This window comes from Actinokineospora cianjurensis (genome assembly GCF_003663795.1).
Taxonomy (GTDB): domain Bacteria; phylum Actinomycetota; class Actinomycetes; order Mycobacteriales; family Pseudonocardiaceae; genus Actinokineospora; species Actinokineospora terrae.
Window position 1 is genome coordinate 289,703 of the sequence record NZ_RCDD01000003.1, and the last position, 18,824, is coordinate 308,526.

Genomic DNA, 18,824 nt, shown 5'->3' on the forward strand with positions numbered 1-18,824 from the left:
GGAGCGTTGCCATCCCACACCGTGGTCCGGTGTCCTGGTCCGTTCGGCCGTGGTGTACGTGATTGGGCCGATCGGGTGGTCACCCCGACGGGGGTATCCCGCGCTGTCGGTATCGCCTTTATCCTGCGGCGCGCACACCACGAAGAAGTGAGGAACGTGAGTCGAGAAGTCCAGTGGCGGGGGCGGACCCGCTCGGACCACCGCGGCACCGGCAGCGGCACCGAATGGGACCGGTGCCCGCGATGACCGCTCCGCAATACCGCAAGGCGATACCGGGACTGCTCGCCGACGAGTTCTTCCTGGCCGGTCTCGACGACATGACCGGTGAGCAGCGGTTGGAACCGCAGGCACTGGCCGCGGGGCTGGCCGCCGCCGTGCTCGGCGAACTGGTGCTGACCAGGCACATGGTCGTCGAGGGCGGCGCGCTGCGGGTCGCCGACGTCGCGGTCGCCGACGGGCTGCAGGAGAAGGTCCGGCTGTGGGTGCGCAAGGACCGCAGCGTGGTGCTGGCCAAGGACTGGATCATGGTGCTGGTCGGCAGGGACATCGCCACCCTGGTGCGGCACCGGATGCTGGCCGCGGGCAAGGTCGTGCGGACCTCCCGCAAGCGGCTGCTGCGCAAACCGCTCGAACTCTACGTCCCCCCGTCGCTGAGCACCGCGGCCGCCGCCGGTGTGCGCATCGCGGGCAACCTCAGCGTGCCCCGCCCACTGTCCACACCGGACCTCCTGCTCGCCGGTCTGCTGCGCGCGACCGGCCGCGACCGCGAGATCCTCAGCCACTGCGAACCCGGTGTGCACGAGGAGCTGGACCGCCAACTGCGCGAGAACCTCTGCCCCAGCGCGGCCCAACTCGTCGACCACACCACCGAGGTACTCGTGACAGCAGCGGTCACCCCGCTGTTCTAACCACGACCGGCGACCGACCGCACCACAGGTACGGCTGCCCACTGTCGTCCCCTTCCCCCAACATCTGGTCCACAAAGGAGTGAGCGTGTCCACAACCGCAGCCCAGACCTTGGCCGGGCAGCGCGTGTCGACCGCGGGCGTGGTGTTCTTCACCGCCTCGGCCGCCACACCGCTGACGGTCTGCGCGGCGATCGTGACGACCGGGCTCGCCGCCACCGGCAAGCTCGGTCTCCCGCTGGCGTTCGTGATCATCGCCGCGGTGCTGGCGGTGTTCAGCGTCGGCTACGTCGCGATGGCCCGCCGGGTGCCCAACGCGGGCGCCTTCTACACCTACGTCAGCCTCGGGCTCGGCAAGCCCGCGGGGGTCGGCGCGTCCTGGGTGGCGCTGCTGGCCTACAACACGCTCCAGATCGGCCTGTACGGGGCGATCGGCACCCTGGCACCGATGCTGAACAAGTGGTTCGGCATCGACGTGCCGTGGTGGGTGCTGGCCCTGGTGGCCTGGGCCGTCGTCGCCGTGCTCGGGACGCGGCGGATCAAGCACTCGGCGCGGGTGCTGCTGGTGCTGCTGGCCGCCGAGGTGGCCATGGTGCTGCTCTACACCGTCGCCAACCTGGCCAACCCGGCCGAGGGCGGCCTGTCGCTGGACGGCTTCGCCGTCGGTGACCTGCTCGGCTCGGCGCTCGGCCCGCTGCTGGGCCTCGCGGTGCTCGGCTTCGTCGGCTTCGAGCAGAGCGCGGTGTTCTCCGAGCAGGCCAGCCCCGGCGCGGTGCGCCGCGCGACGATCATCTGCATCGGCGGGCTGTGCGCGCTCTACGCGCTCTCGTCCTGGTCGACCATCCAGGCCGCGGGCCCGGACACGGTGATCGGTGACGCGCAGAGCTCCCCCGCGGCGATCCTGTTCGTGCTGGCCGAGAAGAACCTGGGCCCCTGGGCCGCCGAGGTCGGGCAGGTCCTGCTGGTCACCAGCGTGCTCGCGGCGCTGATCAGCTTCCACGCGACCTGCGCCCGCTACAGCTTCGCGCTCGGCCGCGACCAGGTGCTGCCCGCCTGGCTCGGCCGCACCACGCCGCGCACCGGCCAGCCGGGACCGGCCTCGATCACCCAGAGCGCGCTGGCGCTGGTCGTCATCATCGCCTACGCCATCGGCGGCTGGGACCCGCTCACGGAGATGTTCTACCTGGCGGGCACCGTCGGCGCGCTCGGCGTGCTGCTGCTGCTGGCGGCGACCGCCTTCGCCACCGTCCGCTTCCTGCGCGAGCACAACGTCGAGGAGAACACCGGCCTCCAGCGCTTCGCGCCCCCGCTCGCGGCCGTCGCGGTGACCGCCATCCTGGTGCTGGTGGTGGCCCACTACGCGCTGCTGCTCGGCGTGCCGGAGGACTCGCCGCTGCGCTGGGGCGTGCCCATCGTGTTCGCGGTGGTGGCGATCAGCGGCATCGTCTACGGCGTCGTCCTGCGCCGCACCCGCCCGCAGGTCTACGACGCGATCGGCAAGGGCCCGGCCCGCACCCCGGTGGGGGCGCGGTGACCGGCATCGTCCGCGCCACCGGCTCGGACGTGCGGCAGGGCGCGTCGGTCGTGGCCAGGGCGTTCGAGGCCCTGCCGCAGACCGAGTGGCTGATCGACACCCCCGCCGACCGGCTGGCGATGCTGACCGCGGACTTCGAGATCCTGGTCGGGCACGCCATGGAACACGGGCACGTCGACGCGATCGGCGACCACGCGGTGGCGGTCTGGTTCGACCGGACCGCGGGCGCGCCACCCGCTCCCGCGGACTACGCCGCCCGCGTGCTTTCCGCTACCGGCCGGTACGCCGACCGCTTCCACGCACTGGACGCGGCGTTCGCGGCGCACCACCCGGCAGACCCGCACCACCACCTGGCACTGCTGGCCGTCGTACCGGAGAAGCAGGGCCAGGGCCTGGGCGAGGCACTGCTGCGGCACCACCACGCCGTGCTGGACTCCTCCGGTGTCTCGGCGTTCCTGGAGGCGAGCACACCGTCGAGCGTGCGGCTCTACGAGCGCGAGGGGTACACGCCGCTGGGCGAGCCCTACGCGCTGCCGGACGGACCGCTGATGTGGCCCCTGTGGCGGCAACCCCGGTGATGCCGGGAAGGGCGGCGGCCCTTTCTGTCAGTGGTCCGTGGCACCCTTCACCGGCCGACCGAGGAGACCCGCTCCCCGTCACCGCGCCCCTGCGCTTCCTCCAGGGCCGCGGTGACGGCGACCGGCCCCCTCGCGCGGCGTGGACCGCGTGATCCCGGATCACCGCTCCACCGGGGACTCGACCAACCCCACGACCGCGCCGAACGGCTCTGTTCGGCGCGGTCGCCACCCGGAAGCGGTCGTGGGACCGGCAGGGGTGGCGGTCCGGCTAGGGTTCTCGCGTGCGTGACGGCGACGTCGTGGCGGTGGTCCGGCGTCGGGGGGAGTTCGTTCTCGCGGTGGTGGCTGTCGTCGGGCTGGTGGGGGCCGGGCTGTGGTTGGGGGCGTTCCCTGTTCAGGTGACGAGCTACGGGGTGACCGCGCAGGCGTTGGTCGCCATCTGGGCGGCGGGGTGGGTGGGGATGTTGCCCGCGTTGCAGACGCGGCTGGTGGTGACGACCGGGGGGCTGGAGGTCACCAACTCCTACTTCCGCTACTGGGTCCCGTTCGGGGCCGTCTCGTGGGTGCAGCGGACTGACGAGGTGATCCTGCACCTGGTCGGCGGGGCGCGGCTGCGGGTCGCCGCCGGGGCCTGGTCGCACGCGTCCCGGTCGCGGGGGAACCCGGTCCAGCGCGAGATCGAGGACAAGGTCCAGGTGGCGATGCGGGCGGCCAAGGCGGACCCTGGAGCGGACGTGGAGGTCCGGCGGCGATTGCACCTGCGGCCGGTGCGCGCGGTGGCCATCCTGGTCCTGCTCGAGGTCGTCGCCTTCTTGGGGGCGCGGGATTAACCCAGGTGCCGCGGGCGTTGTGCTGGAAGACGGCGACGAAGGGTGGGCCATGCTGTTCGGTGACGAGCACGTCCGGCGGTACGAGGAGACGGACGGGGCGGAGGGGCACATCTGGGAGAAGGGGGCGCCCGTTCTCATCCTCGCGACGACGGGGCGCAAGAGCGGGCAGGAGCGGAAGTTCCCCCTCATCTACCAGCAGCACGGCGACTCCTACGTCATCATCGCCTCCAAGGGCGGCGCCCCGACCCACCCCGGCTGGTACCTGAACCTGCTGGCCACGCCCGAGGTCCGGATCCAGGTCGCGGCGGACAAGTTCGCCGTCCGCGCGCGCACCGCCGAAGGCCCCGAGCGCGACGAGCTCTGGGCCAAGATGACCACGGTCTGGCCCGACTACGACGAGTACCGCAAGAAGACCGACCGCGAGATCCCAGTGGTCATCCTCGACCGCGTCTGACCCGACCCGCGCCCTGTTCCGCGAGATCGTGGGACGGGGCGCGGGTCGGGATCGCCGGAGCGCGTTCGGTCCGCGGCGCGGCCGACACGGCCACTACGCTCGGCGGGTGCGCATCGTGTCGCTGTTGCCCGCCGCCACCGACATCGTGGCCGAGTTGGGGTGCCTGGACGACCTGGTCGGGCGTACCCACGAGTGCGACTGGCCCGCGGCCGTCGCGTCGGTGCCGGTGGTCACCGGGACGGGGATCGACCCGGGGCGGCTGAGCAGCAGGGAGATCTCGGCGGCGGTGGGTGGGCACCGGGGGTCGTCGCTGTACTCGCTGGACGTGGGGCTGCTGGCCGCGCTGGCGCCGGACCTCGTGCTCACCCAGGACCTGTGCGACGTGTGCGCGGTGTCCTACGAGCGGGTCGCCGAGGCGGTGCGGGTGCTCGACGCCGGGCCGCGGGTGGTGAGCCTGGAGCCGCGGACCATCGCGGGGGTCCTCGACTGCGTCCGCCGGGTCGGGGCCATGCTGGGGGTCGAGGACGTGGCGGACCGGATCGGGGCGCTCGAGGTCCGGTTGGCCGCGGTCGAGGCGGCGGTGGCGGGGTTGGCGAGGCCGCGGGTGGCGGCGATCGAGTGGCTGGACCCGGTGTGGCCCGCCGGTCACTGGGTGCCGGAGCAGATCACCGCCGCGGGCGGCACCCCCCTGCTGGCCTCGGCCGGTGAGCACACGTCGCCGGTCGACTGGCAGTCCGTTGTGGACAGTCAGCCGGATGTCGTGCTGCTGCTGCCGTGCGGCCTCACCCCGGAGCGCACCCTCGCCGAACTGGACACCCTCACCACCCGCCCCGGCTGGTCCGACCTCCCGGCCGTCCGCGCCGACCGGGTCTGGGTGCTCGACGGGCCCGCCTACCACAACCGGCCCGGTCCGCGGGTCATCCGGGGCGCCGAGGTCCTCGCGCACGTCCTGCACGGGGTGACCGTGGGCGAACCGGTGACCCCGGCGCAGGCGCGGCGGTGTCAGGTCCTGTGGGCGTGAGCAGGGAACTGGCCTGGGACGGGTGCGTCAACGTCCGCGACCTGGGCGGACTGGGGCAGATCAGGTCGGGCGCGGTGGTCAGGATGGAGGCGCCGACCACACTGAGCGAGACCGGATGGGCGTCGGCCTTGGCGTACGGGGTGCGCACCGTGGTCGACCTGCGCAGCCCCGAGGAGTACGAGCGCGAACCCGACCTGCGGCCCGCCGCGATGACGACCGTGCGCACGCCGCTGGACCCGCTCGGCACCCCGTTCTACGACCACTGGCTGCAGGTCGACTACCTGGCCTCCCCGCTGTACTACTCGCCGCAACTGGCCGAGCACCCGGAACCGGTCATCGCCGCCGTCCGAGCCATCGCCACCGCCACCCCCGGCTGCGTCGTCTTCCACTGCGCGGGCGGCAAGGACCGCACCGGCCTGCTCGCCCTCATCCTCCTGACCCTGACCGCCGCCACCCCCGCCGACATCATCGCGGACTACCTGCTCACCTTCGCCCGCATGAAAACCCGCCCCCAGGACTTCGGCGACCGCCCACAACTCGACGTGATCACCGAACTCCTCGCCGCGCACGGCACCACCATCGAGGCATCCCTCACCGCGACCATCACCACCCTGTCGATGCCCGACTTCCTCCTGGACAACGGCCTGACGGAAGCAGAACTCACCGCCCTGCGAACACGCCTGACCGGCACCGCCTAGGCGTTGGTGGTCAACAGGTGGCGGGGATCGGACTGTCCTCCTCCACCTCAACGATTCGCCTGCCGGTACTGCCGCTCGACGCGGGCTGCGGCGGGGCGAGGCGTGCGGGGGGCTCGTCGGGCGATGGACGGTGGCGGCGATGGTCTTGGGGCTGGTGGTGCTGGGCGTGGCAGGGCGGGAATGGCGTCGGGCGCCGCGGGCCACCGCCTTGACCAAGCTGACCAGACCTGGATCGCCAGGCCGATGATGGCCAAGCCGAGAACGACATCCACCGAACGCGTGCCTCCCAGTCCGCACGGAGGTACGACGTGCGGGCCTCACAACTCCGTGCGGACATCGCGGGAAGCGGCCGATCAGGTGCCGACGGGCAGCGGGCAGACCCGCTGGGTCGCGAACCTCGACCAGGGAGCTGGGAGTACTCCGCAGTCCGGGTGATGGGTCAGGCGTTGGTGGCCAGGACGTAGTGGTCTTGGTCGAGTCGGGTCAGGTCGAGGGGGACCTGGTGGTCTTCGGTGGGGGTGATGAGGCGCCAGTACTCGTCTGTGGGGGTGTTGAGGGAGAGGAGGGCGCGGAGGGTGAAGCGGCGGGCGAGGGCTGTGGCGGTGGCCGGTTCGGTGGGGCCCGGGACGGTGTCGTCGGCGCCTATGTCGAGGCGGTAGGGGAAGTCGCCGCCGTCCAGGGGCAGGTAGGTGCAGCTGACGGTGGCGGGGGGGCCGCCGTCGTCTTCGTAGAGGCGGCCGATGTGGACTTGGGCGGGGTCGACGGCGAAGACCTCGGCGATGGCGAGGCGCAGGTCGGCGGGGGCGGGGAGCCGGTCGATGAGGAAGCTGTAGCTGAGCATGGCGGTCTACTTCCCTCTGTGCCGGAAGACCTCGGTGGCCTTCTCGAACGCCCGCGGCGGGATGCCGGGGTCCCGCGAGACGCCGCGCATGGCCGCGTCGACGTCGCCATTGTGCTTGACGATGGCCTGCAGCGCCTTGTACTCGGCCCGGTCGAGCTGCACGAACCCCGGGCCGTCGACCGGGTACAGGGTCCCGTTGGACTCGACCCCGTACCGGCGGCCGCTCGCGGTGGTGTAGAGCCCCGACTCCCAGCGGGCGTGCCCGGCCTGGATCTCGACCTGATCCGCCCGGACCGCGGCGCGCACCTGCGGCAGGATGACGGTGTTGCGCTCCTTGGCTGGCGCGTTCGGCGAGATCTTGTCGAGGTGGTGGCGGTCCACGGGCCCCTTGAGCCGCATCTTGCCCGCCGGACCGGCGACCGGGTTCGGGGTGCTCGGCGCGGCAGCGGGACGTCCGGCGTTGATCTCGGTCTCGATGGCGGTGTGCGCCTTCGACACGCTCGTGCCCGCGTCGAGGCCGCCGGGTCCGTGGTGGGGTCTGCGGTTGCCTGGCCCACCGCCGCGCGGCGCCTTGGGTTTGGGCGTCATCGACCTATCCCTCGAGGAGCAGTTGCAGGTTGCGCAGGCTGGCGTACAGGGAGGTCCCGAAGTCCACGACGCGCGCGGTCCACTTGGCCACCATGGTCGCGACGCCGCGCACGATCTGGAACAGCGCCAGGCCGAACACGGCGGACAGCACGAACTCGATCACCTGGGTGACCAGGTCCGCGATGAGCGTGCGCACCAGCTCGCGGGTCATCCGCACCAGACCGCCCGCGCCGGTGGTCGCCGCCGCCATCGCCGAGGCGGTGGCACCGAGGCCGCCGATCGCGTTCACGTTGTGCGCCATCATGTCCTGGTACGCCTCGGACGCGGCACCGGACCAGCCCGGCAGGTCATCGGCCAGCGCCGTCCGCAGGTCCGACGCGATCGACCGCAACTCCCCCGCCATCCGCTCCCAGGTGGCGGCGTGCGCGGCGACCACGTCCGGCATACCGGTCAACGCGTCGAGCACCTCGCGCAGCGGCCGGAAGTACTCCATCGCCCAGCCGATGCCGTTGGACAGCAACGCCCCCAACGGGTCGATCGCGGTGGCCACCACGTCCCCACCGAGCACGGCCGCGGCGAGCAGGTCATCCACCCACCCCTCGCCGCGGATCGCCTCGACCAGGCCCTCGACGCTCTCGGCGAGGCTGATCCCGGTCCACGGCTGCCGGGTCGAGGTGACCGGCGCGATCAGGTCGTTGGTCATCGCACTCCCCTGCCGATGTTCTCCAGGGCTTGGTTGATCCGGCCGAGTTCGGCGCTGATCTTGCTGAGGGTGTCGGCCGCGGAGTCGTCGTTGGCCGTGTAGACCTCGGCGGTCTCGCGGAGGGAGGTGGCGGAGAGGGCGAGGTTCTCGGCTACCTGGGCCACCAGTTGGTGCTGCTTGGTGTGCCGGGCGGCCAGGACCTGGGAGATCCACTGGCAGAGCGTGCCGTAGGCGCGGGCGTCGCGGGTGATGTGGGTGCTCGCGGACTGGACCGAGGCGAGGCGGGTGTGGAGGGCGTCCAGTCGGGCGGCGTGGCGGCGGATCTGGTCGACGTCGACGGCGTACCCGTCAGACATCGTCCCGCCCGAAGACGCGGGTCTCGTTGTCCTCGTCCGCGTCGACCCCGGGGCGGCGGGGGTCGGGGCGGCCGCGCAGGCGCTCGGTGACCTGGTCGGCGATGGCCCTCGCGACGGGGGACTCCGGGCCGAGGGTGTCGTCGAGGATCACCCTGGCCCGGTCGGCCAGGTCCGACTTCGCCGCCTGGATCGTGCTCATGATCGTCGCGGCGACCACCGACGGCGCCGCGCGTTCGATCTCCCTGGTCAGCGTCAACCCGACCAGCACGCCACCGGAGTCGACGACCACCTCGGCCATCCCGGCCGGGTCGGTCTTGGTCACCCGCAGCTGCTCGAACCGCTCGCCCATGGCCTGCGTGTCGGCCGCCAACTGCTCCGCCCTGGCCTGCCAGCCCGCCAAGCGCTGCCGGGCGGCGTCGTGGTCCTCTGGCATCGGTACGGCCGTGTTCAGGACGCGGTCATCCATGTGCTTCCTCGTGCTCGGGTGGTCACCGGCCGGGACTATAGCCACGGCGTCGGCCCCCGATCCCGGGAATCGCACTGGCACCACCCGATCGCAGGCAGCGGAACGCCGGGAACTAGGCCGAACGGGTTGCGCCACAACATGTCCACAGTGGACCCATGGCCGCCTGACGTGGGCCGTTCGGGTGACATGGAGCGGACAGGCAACAGTACCCGAGCCGAGGAGTCCCGGCAGGCGGGTTCACGCGAACCGGTGACGTTCCACTTCGGACTGCCGGGCGGCGGGAAGCCCGGTAGCGTCGATCGAGATCGCCGCGGTGGAAGGGAAGTCGATGTCCACGATGAGGTCGCACGCGCTGGACGACGAAGAGGGCAAGCGGGTCAGTCGACGTACGTTGGTTCTCGGCGGGCTCACCTTGGCCGGGGTGGTGGCGGCCTGCGGCGGCGAGGAGTCGGGGACCGGCGCGACCACGACCACGAGGGCGGCTGCCGCCGCGGCGGCCGTGGGGGACGATCCGGCCGCGCTGCTGGCGGGTGCCACCACCTGCGCGTTGTCGCCGACCGCGACGCAGGGGCCGTACTACTTCGACGCCGACAAGGTACGGGGGGACATCCGCGAGGACAAGGTGGGGACGCGGCTGGACCTGGCGTTGAAGGTGGTCGACAGCGAGGGGTGCGCCGCGATCAAGGACGTCGTCGTGGAGATCTGGCACTGCGACGCGGCCGGGGTGTACTCGGGCGCGGAGTCCCAGTCGACCGGCGGTGGCGGTGCGGGGATGCCGAGCGGGGGCATGGCCCCGCCCAGCGGTGGCGGACCGGGCGGGGGCGGCCAGCCCCCGAGTGGCGGACCGGGTGGTGGCGCGCCTCCGGGCGGGGGTGGCGGGGCGGCGGACCTGGTGCCCACCGACGACAAGCGCTACCTGCGCGGCGCCCAGGTGACCGACGCCCAGGGCATCGTCCGCTTCACCACCATCTGGCCCGGCTGGTACCGCGGCCGGACCGTGCACATCCACGCCATGGTGCACATCAACAACACCAAGGCGCTGATCACGCAGCTGATGTTCGACGAGAAGCTCAACGACGCCGTCTACACCGCCGCCCCCTACGCAGGCCACACCGGCCGCGACACCACCAACGACAAGGACAGCATCTTCAAGGAACCGATGCTGCTCACCGTCCAGTCATCCGGCGCGGGCTACCTCGCCGCCAAGGTCCTCGGGGTCGATGCGGACAAGGACGGGGCTTAGGCGCCTAGTCCCACCAGAACGTCCAGGAGTGGTCGCCGACGAGGCGCTGGGCGTAGGCGTAGAGGGTGTTGGGTTCCTCGCCCTGCCACACGTTGTCCGGGCAGAACGCGAAGTGCTCGGCGGCGACGGCCAGTGCGTCGGCGTGGGTGGCTGGCGGGGCGGCGACGCTGAGCAGCAGGGTGTCGAACCCGGCGCTGACCAGGCGGGCGCCGAAGCGGTCCTCCCAGTCGCGCAGGACGGCCGAGACCGCGCCGGTGTCGGCGATGTGGTTCGTCGGGCCGGTCCAGCCCGCCACGGCGGGCGCGTCGGCTCCCCGGTCGGCGGCGACCAGGCCCAGCCGCAGCGAGGAGTGCCCGGCGAGCAGGTGGTGGGCGAGGTCGTCGGCGGTGCGGCCCGGGTCGGCGGTGGCGCTCGGCGCGGGGGCGCGACCGGGCCACTGGCGGCCGTACGGGCTGGTGACGGCCTGGCGTTCGGCGGGTGAGAGCAGGTCGTCCTCGTCGTGCGTGGTCGCGTCCGCCCACCACCGCGCGAGCAGCGCCGGTACGTCGTGCCCGGCGGGCGAGGTCATCTCGTCGGGCAGCACCTCACCGTTGCCCCACGGCCGGTACTCCTCGTCCTCGTCGTCCAGGGCGTCCAGCAGCAGCGGCCACAGACCGGACCGGGCGTGGTCCTGGCGCAACGCGGCCCACAGCCCCGGCGCGGCGGGCTTGTCGCTGAGCCACAAGGCGGGCCTGTCGCCGCCGTCCTCGGGGAACACCACGCGGCCGGGCGGCAGCGGCACGGACAGCGCCCGGTTGCCGCCTGCCAACAACGCCTGAATCTCTGTCGTCACGGCCAGGATCGTAGTTGGCGGCACCGACGGGCGAGGCCCGTTCCCGACCTTGGGGCAGGCCGGGAACGGGCTCGTCGATCAGCGCCAGGTCATGTCGATCTGGCGTTGGAAGGTGACGTAGCCCGCCTGGGCGAACGCGGCCGCCATCGGGACGTTCTCGACGTCGGTGGCGGCCCGGATCCGGGGGACGTCCTCGGCGGCGAGCAGGGCGGTGCCGGTGGCGAGCAGGTCGTGGATGTGGCCGTGGCCGCGGTGCGCGGGCAGGATCCCGATGTAGGCGATGATCGGGTTGTAGCCGTTGTGCGCGGGGATGACGAACCCGACCGGGTCGCCGCCGGGGAGGGTCGCGACCCGCCACCAGTCGTGCGGACTGGGGTAGCGCTCGAGTTCGTCGTGGTACTGCTCGCGTGCGGCCTCTTCCGGGGTCACGCGGGTCAACTCGTCGCGGCTGTGCGCGTCGAGGGTGCCGTCCAGGACCTCGGTCATGAGGCCGATCAGTTCGTCGGCGTCACGCGGTTGCCGGAACTCTAGGCGACCGGTGAGCTCGGGGATGGGCGTGCCGGGACGCCATTCGAGCCGCAACCGCTCGACGAACAACTTGGCGCCGACACGTCCCAGGACGGCCATCCGGTCCTCGACACCGCGCCTGGTCTCGGGGTCGTCCCGCCAGTCCGGGGTCAGGAACCGACCGTACTCCGGCGGCTTGGACCCCGCGGGGACCACGGTCGCGAGCGCGGTCTCCAACAACCGCACCCCGTCCTCGGAGTCACCGTCGTAGATGTCCATCAGCACCGGGTGCTCACTGCCGGGCCACGACCACCACCCGACCCGAGCGACGACGCGCTCCCCCCGCAGGGCGACCCACAGCCACTCGGGCTTGCGGCGGCCCGCGTCCAGGTCGCGGGGGATCTCGTCGTTGAGGACGTAGGGGAAAGCGGTGAACAGGTGCAGCTCCTCCGGCCCGCTGATGGGCCGCAGGACCAGGTCTTGCTGGTACTTCGTCAAGGCAGTCTCCAGGTGGAGGCGCCCGTCCCCGGGTTCAGTCCCGACTGTCCCGGGGGGACACGAGCGCGATGTGCGTGCGGTACATGGCTCAACCCTCCCTTCTCTAGGTCCGGCCCCCAGTGTCCCCCGGCGCGCAACCCATTTACGCGCAGCCACGCCCGTCGTCGGCCAGGATCCGGCACACCCGCGCCGCCACCACCTCGGGGTCGAGGTCCCACAGCCCCACCGTGCTGTCGGCGCTCGCCGAGGCCAGCACCTTCCCACCCTTGGCCACCGCGACGACGTTCAGCGGACCGCGATGCCCTTCGATCTGCGCCACCAGTTCGCCGGTGGTGTAGTTCCACTGACGGATGACGGGGTCGTTGATGGTCCCGGTGACCAAGGTCTGGTCGTCCACGAAGGCGAGTGTGCGGATCAGCGAGGTGTGCTCGCCGAACTCGCCCTTCTTGGCCCCGGTGTCGACGTCCCACAGCCGGACCCGGCCATCGTCGTGACCGGTGGCCACCGTGCGCCCGTCCGGACTGATCGTCATCCCCCCGATGCCGATGTCGGTGTTGATGAGGTCCGCCTGTACCGCGACGGGGTCGACGGTCCAAGCACGGATGCCGTGTCGGGTCACAGCATCGACAGTGGAGCTGAACTCCACCAACAGGCGACCACCATCCGGCGTGAACAGCACAGTGCCCATCATCTCGTGCGGGGCAGGCGACCACTCGGCCACCGGGACGAGACTGCGCGAGTCCCACACGTGGACGCGCCTGCCGGTCTGACCTGTGAGGTCTAACGACACGGCAGCGACCAGCCTGCCGTCCGGTGAGACCCGCACGTCGAGGAACGTCCGTCCCGGCGCCGCGATCGTTCCGGACAGCGCCCGCCCTGGCCACCAGACCCGCACGCCCGCACTTGCCAGCACCTCCGTGCCGTCCGGGCCGAACATCACCTTCGCACCAGGGGGTTCCACGGACTCGGGCACCACGGACAGCAAGCGCAGCAGCGGCATCGCTGACCGGTCGTCGATATCCCAGTGGCGGAGGGTACCGTCGGCATCGGCCGAGGCCACGGTGTCTCCGGCGGGGGACACCGCGAGCCCGGTGACCGCCCAGACCTCGTTGCGCGCCCAACTCCCGTCGTGAGACCTCGCACCGCGGCCGAGCACCGTGGCCTCTCCGCTCGCGGCCGTGGTGAGGATGGTCGAGCCGTCCTGTGACATGACCAGGTCCCACACCATCTCGGAGCCGACCGCGATGGTGCTGTGGACCCTCGACGACCTGGTGTCCCACAGGACGATCTCCCCCCTGATCGAGGAGGTCGCGAGCAGGTCCAACCCGGGCAGGAAGGCCAATCCCATCGTCCGCCCGCCGACATCGCCCGCGCCCAGGTCACCCATCCTCGCCCCGGTCCACGCGTCCCAGAGCCGGAGGTGCGACGCGGGGCTGGACGCCGCCAGGACACCGCGGGCGGAGATGGCGATCGCCATCACGGTCCCGATCGGCCCGTCCGTCGTGAGCCGGTGCAGCCGGATGCCGGTGTCGGCCCGGTACACCTCGACCACCCCCGCCGAGGTCCCCGTCGCGATCAGGTCGCCGTCCGGGCTGTACGCCAGGGTGGGAACCGATTCCTCCTTCGGAATCACGATCCGCCGGAGCACTCGGCCGGAGCGGACATCCAGTTCGACGACGTCCTGGAAGTTGGACTCGTCGAGACTGAGTATTGCCTGCCCGTCGGGTCGCCACGTCACGGTGAAGACACCGGGGACGGTGGAGATCAGCACTCCGGTGGGGACCTGCCACACAAGCAGGTGCGGACCGTTCAACTTCCCCGGAACCAGGTAGGACGCCGCGGCCAACATGGTTCCATCCGGGGAGAATGCGAGCGAGTGCACAACACCGACCTGGCTGGGGAAGGACGCGGGGAATCGTTGGCGGGTACGAGTGTTCCACAACTGGATCTGGCCGTTGGGACCACCGAAGGCGGCCATCGAGCCATCAGGGCTGACGGCAAGCGCGGGAGACTCCATGCCGGTCAGCAGCCTGCCCTCGTAGTCCAGCGACTGCGTGGACAGCAACGCGCCCCTGGCCTCCGCGGTGGGGGCGGTGCGCCAGGCTTCGAGGGCGTAGGACATGGCTTCGCGGGGGTTGTTGGCCATGGCCAGGCGGGAGTCGGCGGCTAGTTGGCGGGAGATGGCGAGGTTTCGCTCGTGTTCGGCGTTGGCGCGTTCGATGACTGCGGCAGTCCCTGCGGCCAGGGAGAGGACGAGCATCAGCACGACCGCGGTCAGGCGGCGGCGGAGGCGGCGGTTGGTGCGGCGGGCGGCGGTGAGGGTGGCGTGGGCGGAGTCGGTGCTGGCGCGCAGGAAGCGGTGTTCCAGGGGCGTGAGGTCGGTGCGGTGCTCGGCCCACTCCTGGGCGGTGGCGAGTTGGCCGCCGCGGTAGAGGGTGGTGGGGTCGTGGCCGGAGGACTCCCAGTAGCGGGCGGCGTCGTCGAGGTGTTGGCGGAGCAGGATGGTGGCTCGGTTGTGGGTGATCCAGTCGTGCAGGCGGGGCCAGCTGTGCAGGAGGGACTCGTGGGTGATCTCGACGGTGTCGGTGGTCTGGGTGAGCAGGCGGGCGTGGGTGAACGCGTCGATCACCGCGGCCGTACGGGCGGGCCTGCGCACGGGCGGGCCCGGTTCGGCGGTCCGCGCGGGGAAAGCGTCGACGGGATGCCCGGCGGTGGTACCCGATGAGCCGGACGGCGGGTGCGGGTGCCCTGGGGCAGCCCCGGCAGCGGGAGTCGCAGGGCCGGAGGGGGCAGCCTGGGCGAAGGACACCCACTGCCCGGAGGGGGCCGAGCGTGGACGGGCGTTGGCAGGGGTGATGCCGAGCAGGTGAGAACGGGGGACGCGTCGGCGGGTGTTCTCGGAGCCCTCGGCTATGGCGACCAGGCGGAGGAAGACCGATTGCGCCAGCGACTGGTCCTGCGGTGAGAGCCGCCGGAAGATGTCCTCCGCCGTGGTCGCGACCGCGCGGGCGATCCCGCCGGTGCTCTGGTAGCCCTGCACGGTCAACGTCGAGCCGTGGCGCTGCTGCCAGGTCACCCGGAGCGCGTGGGCGAGCAGCGGCAGTCGGCCCGCCTGACCGGTGGGCGTGTCCGCGCCGTCGCGCAGGGCCCCCAGGTCGCGCAGCAGCAACTCGACCAAGCCCGGCTCCACCGTCAGGCCCTCGCGGTGCGCGGGGAACAGGACCGCCTCACGCAGCTCGGCCTCGGTCATCGGCCCGACCAGGACCTGGCTGTCGAGCGCGGCCGCGCGCAACGGCGGGTAGTCCGCGCACCTCGGGTAGAAGTCCGCGCGGAGTCCGAACAGGACCAGGGCGACCGGCGGCTCGCCACCCGGCCCGTGCCGCGCCAACCTGTCCAGCAGGTCCAGCACGGCCACCCGCTGCCAGTCGTGCGCGCAGACGGTGAACAACTCCTCCAGTTGGTCGACGATCACCACCAGCCGCACCTGCGGCCCGGACGCCCGCAACGCGGCCCGCACCCGGTCCACGACCACCGCGGGCTTGCGAACCACGAGATCGGCCGTCCGCCTGGCATCCATGCCGACCAACGTCGCCAGGTACCGCGCCAGCACCAGCACCGGCTGTTCGGTCGGTGTGGTCAACAACGACGGCCAGGCGCGCGACCCCGGCAGTGCCCCGCGGGCCAGCGCGGGCAGGACCCCGGCCCGCAGCAGGGACGACTTCCCCGCACCGGATGGCGCGACCACCAGCAACGGGCCACCCGCGCTCGTCCGCCGATCCAGCCGCTCCAGCACGGTCGTCACCAGGTGGCCGCGACCGAAGAACCACTGGGCCTGGTGCGGACCGAACTCGGCCAGCCCCGGATAGGGGCACTGGTCCGCGACCGGCCCGGACAGCACGCCCCGCACGCCGCGCAGCCCGTCCCGGAAGTGCAGGTGGACATCGCGGCCCGCGACGAACTGGTCGGCGTCGACGGAGTAGATGGCGACCGAGTCGGCCTGCACCACGTCCCCGGAGACGGTCCCGGTGACGGTGTTGACCACCTCGGGCCGACGAGCGGACTGGTTCTGGTCTGTCATCATCCCCACCTGGAGACCGCGCCGACGAGCAGATCGCGATCATCGTGGCGCAACTGCTCGCCCCGGGCTCCGCCTGGCGGGAAAGTGACCTCCATCGGACGAGTCGCCGCGACTTGTGTCCACTGGACGGATACCTGACAAACACGAATCCGCGGCGCGTGAATGTTCACGAGCGCATGGCTCATTCCTCCGGCGGCGGAGTTTGTGTAGTGCGCAGGACCGTGAGGGCCAATACGACACTCAACGCCATGGCCGCCGCGGCGGCTATCGCGGACCACGAGAGGCCGGAAACGAATGCGTTCGAGGCGACATCGAGGATTGTGTTGTGGTGGGGTGGGGAATTGTCGGCGAGGGTGCGGGCGGTGGTGATGGAGTCGGCCACGGCGGTGCGGGTGTTGTCGTCGAGGGGGGCTGGAGAGCCCTGGACGGCGGCGCGGTAGGCGAAGACGGAGATGGAGCCCATGATGGCGACGCCCAGGGCGACGCCCAGTTCACCGGCGGTCTCGGACAGGCCCGCGGCGGCGCCCGCGTGGCGGGTTGGGGCCAGGCCGACGACCAGGTCGGTCATGACGACGCCGATGGCGCTGATGCCCGCGACGATCGCGCAGCCCAGGAGGGTGAGGGTCAGGGTCGACAGCGGGCCGGAGTGCAGGGCGAGGACGACGAAGCCCGCGCCGGACAGCGCAGCGCCGCCCGCGACCAGGAAGGGTGGGCGGACCGCGCCGAGCAGCGGCGGGACCGACAGCGAGGCCACCACGGCGGCGATGGCCAGGGGCAGCATCAGCAGGCCGGTCGAGGACGCCGAGCGGCCCTGGACGTGCTGGAAGTACTGCGGGACCAGGAAGTAGAAGCCGTTGACGGCGGTGATGCTCATCAGCAGCAGGCCCAGGCCCGCGAGCAGACGGCGGTTGGTCAGCAGCGTGGGCTCGATCAGCGGGTGCGGGGTGGTGAACTGGCGGCGCACAGCGACGACCCCGGCGCCGACGGCGACCACGAACACCGCGACGGTCAGCACGCCCAGGTCGCCGACGGCGGCCGACTTGATCGCGTACGCCGTGCCCAGCATCGCCCCCGCGATCAGCCCCACGCTGGGCAGGTCCAGCGGCGCCGGGTCGTCGGCGCGCTCCTCCGGCAGCGTGCGGTGCGCGAGCACGGCGAACGCCACCAGGAACGGCACCGGGAACAGGAACACCGCGCCCCACCACAACTGGTCGATGACCAGGCCGCCGACGACCGGGCCGATGGCCACCGACGCGGAGAACGTGGTCATCCAGATGGCGATGGCCTTCTGCCGCTGCCCCTCGTCGGGGAACAGGACCCGGATCAGCGCGAGCGTGGACGGCATCAGCGTGGCACCAGCGAGGCCGAGCAGCGCCCGCGCCGCGATCAGCAGCCCGGCGTTGGGCGCGAACGCCGCCAGCACGGATGCCCCGGCGAACGCCAGGCACCCGATGACCAGCAGCCGCCTGCGGCCGACCCGGTCACCGAGCACGCCCATCACGATGAGGAACCCGGCGATGGTGAAGCCGTAGACGTCGGTGATCCACAGCAGTTCGGTGGGACTCGCGCCGAGGTCGCGGCTCAGCGCGGGCGCGGCCAGGAACAGCACGCTCACGTCGAGGGCGAGCACGATCAGCGGGAAGGTCAGCAGGGCCAGGCCGCGCCAGGGCCGGGTGGGCTGCCGGTGCGCGACGGCCCGCCCTGGTTCGCTGCTCATCACTGGTCCTCTCGGCCGGGCGGGTCCGATCGATCGGACCCGCGATTCCTACTGCACCCGCACCACCGGTGAATCCCCCATTCGCCGACGATACCGAGCGTTCACCTCAGGTATTTCACTCAATCAGGGACTTCATGCACGTTCTGCACTATCTGTCCGCAGGCTTTAGGGTTGTCCCCATTCGACCGAAGGGGGAAGGACTGTGCTGGGTGGTGGGCCGCGGGTATTAGTTGTCGCAGACTGTGACGGTGCCGAGGAGACCGTCGTGGATCTGCGCAGGCACGGGTTCGAGCCCGTCGCGGTCACCACCGGGGCCGAGGCGATGGCCGCGCACCGCGAGGTCGACGTGGTGCTCGTCGACCTCGACCTGGCCGACTTCGACGGCCTCACCCTGTGCCGCGAACTGCGCGCCGCCAGCGACGTCCCGATGATCGGCTTCGCGTCCTTCTCCGAACTGGAGCGGGTCCTGGCGCTGGAGGCCGGGTGCGACGACTGCGTGGAGAAGCCCTACCGCAGCCGGGAACTGGTGGCCCGCCTCGGCGCGCTGCTGCGCCGCGCGCGGGTGCTGTCGCCGCCGACGATCACCGCCGGTGAGCTGCGGATCCACCCGACGCTGCGCGAGGTCAGGGTCGGCGACCGGGTGGTCGAGACCACTCGCAAGGAGTTCGAGCTGCTGCTGTTGCTGGCAGGCGAGTGCGAGCGGCTGTTCAGCCGGGCCGAGCTGCTGCGCCGGGTCTGGGAGTACGACAGCGTCGACGCCGAGATCACCGCGCTGGCCAGCCGCACCATCGACACCCACGTCAGCAGCCTGCGCAAGAAGCTGGGCTCGCCGCACTGGATCGTCACCGTGCGCGGCGTCGGCTTCCGCTTCACCGACGACGCCCGCGCCGACCCCGACAGCCCGGACGACAGTACCGACAGTACTGACAGCACCGCCGAGCTCGACGAACCGGCGGCGGCGCGCCAGTCCTAGCG

Annotated in this window: 18 protein-coding genes and 1 tRNA gene; 10 read left to right on the forward strand and 9 right to left on the reverse strand. The window is 71.8% G+C overall.

Annotation, left to right across the window (positions count from 1 at the left end):
* Positions 1–242: 242 nt before the first annotated feature.
* From CLV68_RS20980 to CLV68_RS21010, 7 genes are all read left to right on the forward strand, one after another.
* Positions 243–908 carry a GPP34 family phosphoprotein gene (locus tag CLV68_RS20980; RefSeq protein ID WP_170224495.1) on the forward strand — a complete coding sequence of 222 codons (666 nt, stop codon included), beginning with the start codon at positions 243–245 and terminating at the stop codon, positions 906–908.
* A gap of 85 nt (positions 909–993) precedes the next feature.
* Positions 994–2,439: an APC family permease gene (locus tag CLV68_RS20985; RefSeq protein WP_121392910.1), complete on the forward strand. Its 1,446-nt coding sequence runs from the start codon at positions 994–996 to the stop codon at positions 2,437–2,439.
* Positions 2,436–3,017: a GNAT family N-acetyltransferase gene (locus tag CLV68_RS20990; RefSeq protein ID WP_211346702.1), complete on the forward strand. Its 582-nt coding sequence runs from the start codon at positions 2,436–2,438 to the stop codon at positions 3,015–3,017. Before CLV68_RS20985 ends, CLV68_RS20990 begins: the two co-directional genes overlap by 4 nt.
* A gap of 281 nt (positions 3,018–3,298) precedes the next feature.
* On the forward strand, positions 3,299–3,847 hold the full coding sequence (locus CLV68_RS20995) for a hypothetical protein (RefSeq protein WP_121392618.1): 549 nt from the start codon (positions 3,299–3,301) through the stop codon (positions 3,845–3,847).
* Positions 3,848–3,896: 49 nt separating this feature from the next.
* Positions 3,897–4,301: a nitroreductase family deazaflavin-dependent oxidoreductase gene (locus tag CLV68_RS21000; RefSeq protein WP_121392912.1), complete on the forward strand. Its 405-nt coding sequence runs from the start codon at positions 3,897–3,899 to the stop codon at positions 4,299–4,301.
* A gap of 106 nt (positions 4,302–4,407) precedes the next feature.
* Positions 4,408–5,322: a cobalamin-binding protein gene (locus CLV68_RS21005; protein WP_121392619.1), complete on the forward strand. Its 915-nt coding sequence runs from the start codon at positions 4,408–4,410 to the stop codon at positions 5,320–5,322.
* Positions 5,319–6,020 carry a tyrosine-protein phosphatase gene (locus CLV68_RS21010; protein ID WP_246010017.1) on the forward strand — a complete coding sequence of 234 codons (702 nt, stop codon included), beginning with the start codon at positions 5,319–5,321 and terminating at the stop codon, positions 6,018–6,020. The genes CLV68_RS21005 and CLV68_RS21010 overlap by 4 nt, the downstream gene beginning before the upstream one ends.
* 439 nt (positions 6,021–6,459) lie before the next feature.
* Here CLV68_RS21010 and CLV68_RS21015 read toward each other — a convergent pair whose 3' ends face one another.
* From CLV68_RS21015 to CLV68_RS21035, 5 genes are read right to left on the reverse strand one after another with little or no spacing between them, the layout of a single operon-like run.
* Entirely contained in the window at positions 6,460–6,861 is a 402-nt protein-coding gene (locus CLV68_RS21015) for a hypothetical protein (RefSeq protein WP_121392621.1), read from the reverse strand.
* Positions 6,862–6,867: 6 nt separating this feature from the next.
* Positions 6,868–7,449, reverse strand: a complete 582-nt coding sequence (locus tag CLV68_RS21020; RefSeq protein ID WP_121392622.1) for a hypothetical protein — start codon at positions 7,447–7,449, stop codon at positions 6,868–6,870.
* 4 nt (positions 7,450–7,453) lie between these two features.
* Entirely contained in the window at positions 7,454–8,152 is a 699-nt protein-coding gene (locus CLV68_RS21025) for a WXG100 family type VII secretion target (RefSeq protein ID WP_121392623.1), read from the reverse strand.
* On the reverse strand, positions 8,149–8,508 hold the full coding sequence (locus CLV68_RS21030; RefSeq protein ID WP_121392624.1) for a type VII secretion target: 360 nt from the start codon (positions 8,506–8,508) through the stop codon (positions 8,149–8,151). The genes CLV68_RS21025 and CLV68_RS21030 overlap by 4 nt, the downstream gene beginning before the upstream one ends.
* Positions 8,501–8,974 (reverse strand): YbaB/EbfC family nucleoid-associated protein, encoded by a 474-nt coding sequence (locus tag CLV68_RS21035; protein ID WP_246010018.1) that lies wholly within the window; start codon positions 8,972–8,974, stop codon positions 8,501–8,503. Before CLV68_RS21035 ends, CLV68_RS21030 begins: the two co-directional genes overlap by 8 nt.
* Before the next feature lie 328 nt (positions 8,975–9,302).
* Between CLV68_RS21035 and CLV68_RS34105 the strand changes: the two genes are divergently transcribed.
* Positions 9,303–10,217, forward strand: coding sequence for an intradiol ring-cleavage dioxygenase (locus CLV68_RS34105; protein ID WP_246010019.1), 915 nt, complete (start codon positions 9,303–9,305; stop codon positions 10,215–10,217).
* Between the two features lie 4 nt (positions 10,218–10,221).
* On the opposite strand, the gene CLV68_RS21055 is transcribed toward CLV68_RS34105, so the two are convergent.
* The 4 genes from CLV68_RS21055 to CLV68_RS21070 form a co-directional block, all read right to left on the reverse strand.
* Positions 10,222–11,049, reverse strand: a complete 828-nt coding sequence (locus CLV68_RS21055) for a DUF4253 domain-containing protein (RefSeq protein ID WP_246010020.1) — start codon at positions 11,047–11,049, stop codon at positions 10,222–10,224.
* 78 nt (positions 11,050–11,127) lie between these two features.
* Positions 11,128–12,054, reverse strand: a complete 927-nt coding sequence (locus tag CLV68_RS21060) for a GNAT family N-acetyltransferase (protein ID WP_121392628.1) — start codon at positions 12,052–12,054, stop codon at positions 11,128–11,130.
* Between the two features lie 142 nt (positions 12,055–12,196).
* Positions 12,197–16,132 (reverse strand): NACHT and WD repeat domain-containing protein, encoded by a 3,936-nt coding sequence (locus CLV68_RS21065; protein ID WP_121392629.1) that lies wholly within the window; start codon positions 16,130–16,132, stop codon positions 12,197–12,199.
* A 181-nt stretch (positions 16,133–16,313) separates the two neighbouring features.
* A complete protein-coding gene (locus tag CLV68_RS21070; protein WP_121392630.1) occupies positions 16,314–17,849 on the reverse strand; it encodes an MFS transporter in 1,536 nt (511 codons plus the stop codon).
* 215 nt (positions 17,850–18,064) lie between these two features.
* Between CLV68_RS21070 and CLV68_RS34110 the strand changes: the two genes are divergently transcribed.
* Positions 18,065–18,157: transfer RNA gene (locus CLV68_RS34110), tRNA-OTHER, on the forward strand.
* Positions 18,115–18,822 carry a response regulator transcription factor gene (locus tag CLV68_RS21075; RefSeq protein WP_211346703.1) on the forward strand — a complete coding sequence of 236 codons (708 nt, stop codon included), beginning with the start codon at positions 18,115–18,117 and terminating at the stop codon, positions 18,820–18,822. Before CLV68_RS34110 ends, CLV68_RS21075 begins: the two co-directional genes overlap by 43 nt.
* The last annotated feature ends 2 nt before the right edge of the window (positions 18,823–18,824 follow it).